The sequence below is a fragment of the Kiritimatiellia bacterium genome (genome assembly GCA_018001225.1).
GTDB lineage: Bacteria > Verrucomicrobiota > Kiritimatiellia > CAIQIC01 > JAGNIJ01 > JAGNIJ01.
Window position 1 is genome coordinate 20,664 of the sequence record JAGNIJ010000048.1, and the last position, 7,226, is coordinate 27,889.

At 60.1% G+C, this 7,226-nt stretch carries 9 protein-coding genes; all 9 read left to right on the forward strand.

What is annotated here, in order from left to right; all coding sequences use genetic code 11:
* Nucleotides 1-15: 15 nt before the first annotated feature.
* Nucleotides 16-762 (forward strand): M48 family metallopeptidase, encoded by a 747-nt coding sequence (locus KA248_13845; GenBank protein ID MBP7830990.1) that lies wholly within the window; start codon nucleotides 16-18, stop codon nucleotides 760-762.
* A gap of 104 nt (nucleotides 763-866) precedes the next feature.
* On the forward strand, nucleotides 867-1,454 hold the full coding sequence (locus tag KA248_13850; protein MBP7830991.1) for a hypothetical protein: 588 nt from the start codon (nucleotides 867-869) through the stop codon (nucleotides 1,452-1,454).
* Nucleotides 1,455-1,759: 305 nt separating this feature from the next.
* The gene (locus KA248_13855; protein MBP7830992.1) at nucleotides 1,760-2,548 is read left to right on the forward strand and encodes a hypothetical protein; all 789 of its coding nucleotides are present in this window, start codon (nucleotides 1,760-1,762) and stop codon (nucleotides 2,546-2,548) included.
* A complete protein-coding gene (locus KA248_13860) occupies nucleotides 2,538-4,745 on the forward strand; it encodes a 7-cyano-7-deazaguanine synthase (protein MBP7830993.1) in 2,208 nt (735 codons plus the stop codon). Before KA248_13855 ends, KA248_13860 begins: the two co-directional genes overlap by 11 nt.
* 114 nt (nucleotides 4,746-4,859) lie before the next feature.
* Nucleotides 4,860-5,129, forward strand: coding sequence for a hypothetical protein (locus KA248_13865; GenBank protein MBP7830994.1), 270 nt, complete (start codon nucleotides 4,860-4,862; stop codon nucleotides 5,127-5,129).
* Entirely contained in the window at nucleotides 5,116-5,436 is a 321-nt protein-coding gene (locus tag KA248_13870) for a hypothetical protein (GenBank protein ID MBP7830995.1), read from the forward strand. Before KA248_13865 ends, KA248_13870 begins: the two co-directional genes overlap by 14 nt.
* Nucleotides 5,433-5,915: an ERCC4 domain-containing protein gene (locus KA248_13875; protein MBP7830996.1), complete on the forward strand. Its 483-nt coding sequence runs from the start codon at nucleotides 5,433-5,435 to the stop codon at nucleotides 5,913-5,915. The genes KA248_13870 and KA248_13875 overlap by 4 nt, the downstream gene beginning before the upstream one ends.
* Entirely contained in the window at nucleotides 5,908-6,972 is a 1,065-nt protein-coding gene (locus tag KA248_13880; protein MBP7830997.1) for a DUF2800 domain-containing protein, read from the forward strand. The genes KA248_13875 and KA248_13880 overlap by 8 nt, the downstream gene beginning before the upstream one ends.
* An 11-nt stretch (nucleotides 6,973-6,983) precedes the next feature.
* On the forward strand, nucleotides 6,984-7,226 hold a 243-nt coding region (locus KA248_13885; GenBank protein ID MBP7830998.1), incomplete at its 3' end, for a hypothetical protein.

The following is a 7,226-nucleotide window of genomic DNA, read 5'->3' on the forward strand; positions in this document are numbered from 1 at the left end:
CGCTTGAGAAGATCCGTGATCCAAAGCATCACACTGGACGGCAAGCGCGTGGAGTATCGCCTAGTCGGATCGAGGAGTTCCAAGCGGTCCCGGATACGCGTCGGACTGGACGGCGTCGAGATCATTCAACCGGTAGAAAAAAACGCGAGCGATGCCGAGGCCTTCTTGGTAAAACACCGTAGATGGGTCGCGGAACAGCTCGAAAGGATAGCGCGGTTGAGTGTCGTGCGAGCACCCATGCGCCGAAAGGATGGAGAGCTTCTGTTCCGCGGTGTTCCTACGCCGTTGCGTGTCGTTTCCATCCAGGGCCGAAAGGGCGCCAATCGCGTATTCTTTGATGGAAAGGTGTTAAGGGTTGAACTCAGTGAGACCGCCCGCACGTCGGTGGCTCGCAGTCTTGAGAACTGGCTCCGCAAACAAGCCCGATTGGTAGTCACCGAAGAACTGGGCAGGGTGACAAGGAATCTCAAACGCTCACCGAACCGCGTCTACGTAATGGGGCAGCGGACAAAGTGGGGCAACTGCTCTTCGTTGCACAATCTGTCCTTTTCTTGGCGCCTCATCATGGTGCCTGAATACGTCCTGCGCTACCTTGTAACGCATGAGACCGTTCATTTGGCGGTACCCGACCATTCTTCGCGGTTCTGGCTGACAGTCAAAAGTCTTTGCCCCGAGACCGAGTTGGCGAAGCAGTGGCTGAGCCGGCATGGGGAAAGCCTTCCCTTGGAACTGCATTCGATTGTTAAAGGAGCGTCGCCATGAGCAAACGCGCACAACTTGTTTGTCAGCACCTAGAGAATATTTCGCGTGAAGCGCTGGAGCGGAACCAGGAAATCATCCGGCAGTATGTCCGGGCACGCCAGTGAGTGTACGCCCTGTATCGCAAGGGCAAGCTCTACTATGTAGGACTGGCAACAAATCTTCGCAACCGGCTCAAACACCATCTCAAAGACCGGCACGGTCTTTCATGGGATCGTTTTTCAGTCTACCTCACCATCGGTGACCATCACCTGCGGGAGCTTGAAGCTCTGATTTTGCGTACCGTGAAACCGAGCGGCAATAAACAGAAGGGTAAATTTGCGAAATCCGAGGATCTCCGCCGCCGTTTCAGACGCGACATCAAGCGCTGTGTACTTGCCCAGCTTGACGGCCTTTTCAGCGACTATCTCCCCAAGAGAAGGTCGCGCAAACCCGTCGCCCACGAGGAAGGTCGCACCCCTGTTCTGGCTGCCTACATCACCGCACCCATGATTTTGAAGGCCAGGTACAAGGGAGATACCATCAAGGCGCGTCTTCGCCGTGACGGTTCGATCCTCATGGGCGAGAAGGTCTACACATCACCTTCAGTCGCGGGCGCGCATGCGTGCAAGCGCCGCACCTGCAATGGCTGGAAGTTCTGGCAATACGAGCGCGCGCCCGGTGACTGGGTGTTTCTTGATGCGTTGCGGCGGTAGTCTTATGTGGAGGTTCGATTGTCATGAAAATTGAAGAGATCATTGAGGAATTGTCCGGGATCAAGGCAAAGTATTTCGCTGCCGCCCAGGTCAAGATCGACGATGCATAGGAACTGTTGGCGGAGGCGGCACACATCGGGATGGTGCCCCCGGCACCATTGCCATGGTGGCCCAACTCGGCGGAGTTGGTGCCGCTTGGACTCCGTCTTCTTGCCACGCGTGATCCGCTGAATCCGAAGGATGGCCGCTGTTGACGGAGACTGACGGAATCGTTAGGTTTTAACCCGAGAAAGAGAGTGCTCTGAATGGGCCATGTCAGGCTTGGGGCGCTTCCTCACACAAAGCGCTGGACGAAGATCGTAGACCTGATCACAACCGGGGCTGACGCGGCCAAGGTTGCGAAGGCCACGATTGAGGCTTCCCAGAAAGCACTGACGTACGTTCAGGGAGATGCGGGTTTCCGTGAAGCGGTCCAGCTTCTGGTGGAGATCGGGCAGGCCGGGAGCCAGAAGGACCCGGCCGCGTATCTCGCAAAGGCTGGCATTCAACTCCCGTCTCAGCCGAGCCTGACTGACGTTGCGGTCGGGATTGCCCAGGCATTAGAGCGAAGGATCAACAGCAGTGGAAAGCAGTCCGAATTCGGCGAGAAAGCGCGGTCGGCGTTGGTGGGGGCTGTGACGGAACATATAGAGAAGCGGATGGGCACGCTCCTGAGCGGGGCGGGAGAAGACGCGGCCCTCGGGTTGAAGGGGTTGCACACGGAGAAGGGGTTCGGCGAGCTTGGCCGGAGTTTCTTCTCAAAGTTGACGTACGGGTGCATGGACTGGTTCCTCAGCCGAACACTGTCGGCGCATGTGGGAGCGGGGCAACGGTTCGCAACGATGAACCAACTGGCACAGTTCGAGAGCGCCCTGAAGACGCATTGCGAGGAATCGTCCGTGATCGTGCAGGACTACTGCGGGGAATGGTTTGCGAAGCATCGCTACACGGAGGGCGGGCGGATCTCTGGGAAGTCGATCGACGGCTTCGGTTGGTTCGGGGTCGAGAAGATGCGTGGCGAGTTCGCGTTCGAGGGCAAAGGCGATGGCGATTGACCGGGTAATTGTCTGCGGTGGTGTGAAGTTCAGCGGGGCCGGATCGGACCAGGCCTTGCGGCTCAATCTATGGAGCGGCAAGAGTCGCGATAACGTGAGCCTGCATTTCGAAGACATTCATGCCCGCCTGCTGCGCGATGTGCCCCCCCTTTTCGCGGACCTGGTGGAGATTGCGTCGTATGTTTACTGCGCGGATCAAGCGATCGATCGCGGCGCCTACGATGTGGATACATTCGGCGCGAACTGGCGGCGGGACTTGCACTTCCACATTCCGGTCCGGCAACGGGATTTCTGGGCTTCGGCTGAAGTGCAGAATCTCCTGCGCGGGACGGTCGGGTTTCTCTCCGATGACCGATACGACTTCACGTTCCATTCCGTGCGGGGCGCCCCGGGTTTTCAGCAATATCTGGAACTCGCCGATTCAAACGGGCCGATTGGCGATCCCGAACAGGTGATCATGTTCTCTGGTGGGCTGGATTCGCTGGCCGGGGCCGTTGAGGAGATCGTGGGTCAGAAGCGGCGCGTGATTCTCGTGAACCATCGGCCTACCGTGAAGTTCTCGGGGAAACACAAGGTGCTTGTGGGGCTCCTGTCGAAGTACGCGGGGCGCTTCGCGCCGGCGCATCTGAGGGTGCGAGTGCACAAGCAGAGCGACCTGACTAAGGGTTATACCCAGCGCTCGCGCTCATTCCTGTATGCCGCGCTCGGCGCGACGGTGGCCCACATGGTTGAGTTGCGGTCCGTGCGGTTCTACGAGAACGGTGTGGTTGCGTTGAATCTGCCGGTGTGCGCTCAGGTTGTGGGCGGGCGTGCAACACGGACCGCCCATCCGCGAGTGCTGCAAGGTTTCCAGAAGTTGGTTTCGCTGGTAGCTGGCGAAACGTTTGAGGTGGAGAACCCATTCGTCGAAATGACCCGGGCGGATGTCGTGCGGAAGGTCACTGAACGGGGATGCAGTGCTTTTATCCCCCATTCGAACAGTTGCGCCCACATCTGGCAGCGGAGCAACGAGAAGCCGCATTGCGGTGTGTGCTCGCAGTGTATTGACCGGAGGTTCGGAGTCATCGCAGCGGATGCCGAGCAGTTCGATCCTGTTGCGAGTTATGGCTTGGACATGTTCATCGAGTCGATGCCTGCAACCCTGGACAAGATGATGATGGCGACGTTCTTGGAGCGGGCAAACAGCGTCAATGGTCTGCATACGCAGGGGGAGTTCATCATCCGCTTTCCAGAAGTGCTGGACATCCTGCCTTACCTGAAGGGGAAGGCCGACAGCGCATGCGGGAGAGTTCTGGATCTGTACAAGCGGCACGCGCTGGAAGTGAGTCGGGTCGTGGACCTGATGATGGCAAGGCACGGAAAGGCGGTCCGGGAAAGGACTCTGCCAGGTGACTGCCTGCTGCGAATCGTGTATGAATCGGCGAGCGTGGTCTCCGTCCCGACGAAGAAGGCGGAGGCCGGCGCGACTCCAAGTCAGGATGCGGGACCGAGCGTTGAGCCGGTCTGGGTGAACGATGCGTACGGTTTTGACCTGAATGGGAAGAGCATGCGGATGTTTGGCGGGCGGTTCTGGATTGGTGCGGCGGTCACGCCGCGCGATTTGTCGAAGCCTTGCGCCGGCCGGGTGAGGCTTGCTATGCAGGACTACGCCATCGAGTTCAATGTGCTCGGTCGCGAGCCGTTGAAGCCGGCGCGGATCGTGCGGGTTGTGACAGAGGGGAATGCGCTGTGTGTGGAGTTCGAGGGTGGCGGGGTACGGAAGATTGATGCCGTCACGTTCCCCGATCTTTCAGAGGCCGAGAAGTCGGTGGTGCGCGGCGCCGTTCTTTCCAGGGGGATGGCCGGGGATACGATCTTCGGGTCCCTGCCCACCGCGTCGTTGCTCAATGGCTGGAAGTCAATCCGGTTACCGAGCGGAAAATTGCTAGATCTCGGCGGACGACTGGCATCGCGTGGCTTGATTCTTGAGGCCGTGTGGAAGTACTGCCTTGATAAACGTATACTACAGTTCCCCTTCGAGACTGTCTTGGCTAATTATAACAAGACCGTCGCGCCCGGCTCGCAGAGAATCGGCGGACGTTTCGAGCACGATGTTTTCCGCAAGCAGAAGGAAGAGTTCAAAGAGATGTTCGAGCGCATCGGCGCTGAGAAGGATCAGGTATACCGGCTAAGGGTTCGTTTCATCTCGCCAAGTTGATGTCTTAGCGCTTGATCTTAGTGGGGGCTCGTGTCCGCCAAGAGGCGGGTGCGTGCCTCTCTTTTCTTCTTCCACCCCCCTAGTTTCGTTCCATGGCGTTCCATGAGTTCCCACTTGTGGTTCCATGCCGGTTCCCGCGCATTCTGCGATCTTGGTCTCGTTAAAGGCAAAAACCAGAAAGAAGGACGCCATATGCGAGAACGAATTAAAAGCGATAGGCAGGCGAAGGCGGAATTAGCTGTCCTTCGCGGTCGTAAGCAGGATGCGCGGTTTCAGCAGCTCATAGACTTGGCGAATAACGGCGATGCCGAGGCGATCGGCGATCTGTTCCGCGAATTCGGCTTCGTGTTTGAGGAGGAAGGTAGTGCCCATGAGCGTATTTGAGGAACTCATGCAGGCATCGCTGTCCGCCTCAGACGAACGCAAACAGCAAGCGCTAAACGTACTCCGAGGCCTACCTTCGGAATCCGCGACCACCGTTGAGCCGTACCTCACTTTGAAGGCCGTTGCTCTCAAGCTTAACCTTGACCCGTCCACACTTTGGCGATGGCGCGTGCCCAAGCACACTTTGAGCGGCCGGCCGCGCTTCCTGATCTCAGAGATCCAAGCATATCTGCAATCCACTGAGTTCAAGCTCCGCGCGCAGGAGATCCGTGCCGAGCGCCGGGAGAAAAATGGAGCCCGTCCATGAACCTCCGCATCGACACCCGCGAACAGCGCCCCCTCGACTTCACCGGCCTTATCGAACCCGTCCGGATCGTCCAGGGCACCGTCCCGGTCTTCGACTACGCCTGGGCCGGTGACGAGGCGCTGTTCGCCGTGGAACGTAAGTCCCTGGCCGACTTCATCGAGTCCGTGGTCATGCAGGACCGCTTCCGCCGGGAACTCCAGAAGATCAAGCGGGCCCGCGCCGCCGGGATGAGCCGCATCTACTACGTGGTCGAGGCCAACTTCCACGACATCATCCGCTTCGATTACAGCCGCTTCACCAGCGGCCGGGTCCATTGCGATCTTGTTTTCAAGCGCTGGCGCGAACTGGACTATTTCCATGACGTTCACGTCGTCTGGGCCGGTGACGAAGTCGGCGCCGCCCACGCCGTGTTCCTGCTTCTGAAGTCCCGCCTCGAGGATCTGAAACAGCAGCAAACAGGAGAACCCGCCCATGACTGACCACGCCAAGCATTCACCCAGCAGCTTGAAAGCCAAGTCCATCTGCCCGCACTGGCAAAACACCGGCGAGACCAGCGCCGCGGCGGAGGAGGGGACCGCCCTGCACCGCGCCTGTGAGACCGGCGACCTGGCCGGCCTGAACGAGGAACAGACCCACTCGGTCCGCATGTGCCTCGACTACGTGCGGCCCCTGATCGAGGGCGGCATCAGCGTCCACCGCGAGCAGCGTCTGGACGTGGCCGGTCTGACCTTCGGCACGGCCGATCTGATTGTCATGACCGGCGACAACCACGCCCACGTCATTGATTTCAAGTTCGGCCGGGTGAAGGTGGATGACGCCGAGCAGAACCTCCAGGGCTTCGCTTACGCCCTGGGCGCCATGAACGAGTGCGGTGTAGAACACGTCACGGTCCACTTCCTGCAGCCGCGATGCGACACCGTGTCCGTGGCCCGGTTCAGCCGCCAGGCGGACGGCCAGCGCCTCTACGACGCGATCCACACGGTCATTCTGAATGCCGAGAACCCGGCGGCCCCGTTCCGGCCCGCGCCGGACAATTGCCGCTTCTGCGGGGCGCATATCGAGTGCCCCGCGCTCCGGGAAAAGGCCCTGACCGTTTACCAGGGCTACGCGGAGGACGCCCTGCCGATCCCGGCCGAGTTCCACCCCTCGAATATCGCCGACCCGCGCCAGATGGCCGTGGCGCTGCAGTTGGCCCCCGTCCTGGAGAAGTGGGCCGAGAGCGTACGCAAGCACGCCATGGACATGGTCAAGGGCGGCGCGGAGATCCCCGGCTACGAGCTCCGGTTCCGCACCGGCAAGCGGACCGTGCGCGATGTGGTCGAGGTTTGGACCGCGATCGAGGGCCGTCTCGGCATCACCCAGCTCGATTATTTGCAGGCCTGCACGATCAGCCTGCCCCAGTTGGAAAAGATCGTGGCGGAACACCAAGAAAAAGGAGGCGGCGCGGCAGCGAAACGAAAACTCACGCAGTTGTTGCAGGAGGCCGGGGTCGTGGTTCCCGGCGAGGAAGTCGAATACCTGGCAAAAGCCAAATAGGAGAACGAGCAATGGCAACGATGACATTCAGTAAGCCGGCCCCCGCCCAGGAGCAGGGCGCCGAAGTCAGTGAGAAGCAGGTCCCGGCGGTCGTGGCGCGTGAAGACTCCGCCGCGGTGGCCGTGGCCGCCCCGCCCGTCGCGGGCGACATCAGCGGCGAGCTGCACCGGTCCATGATCATGGTCCCGCGTCTGAACGTGGTCCGGGCCGTGGGCGGGCTGTCCGAGCAGTTCGACGCCGGGTCGGTAGTGTTC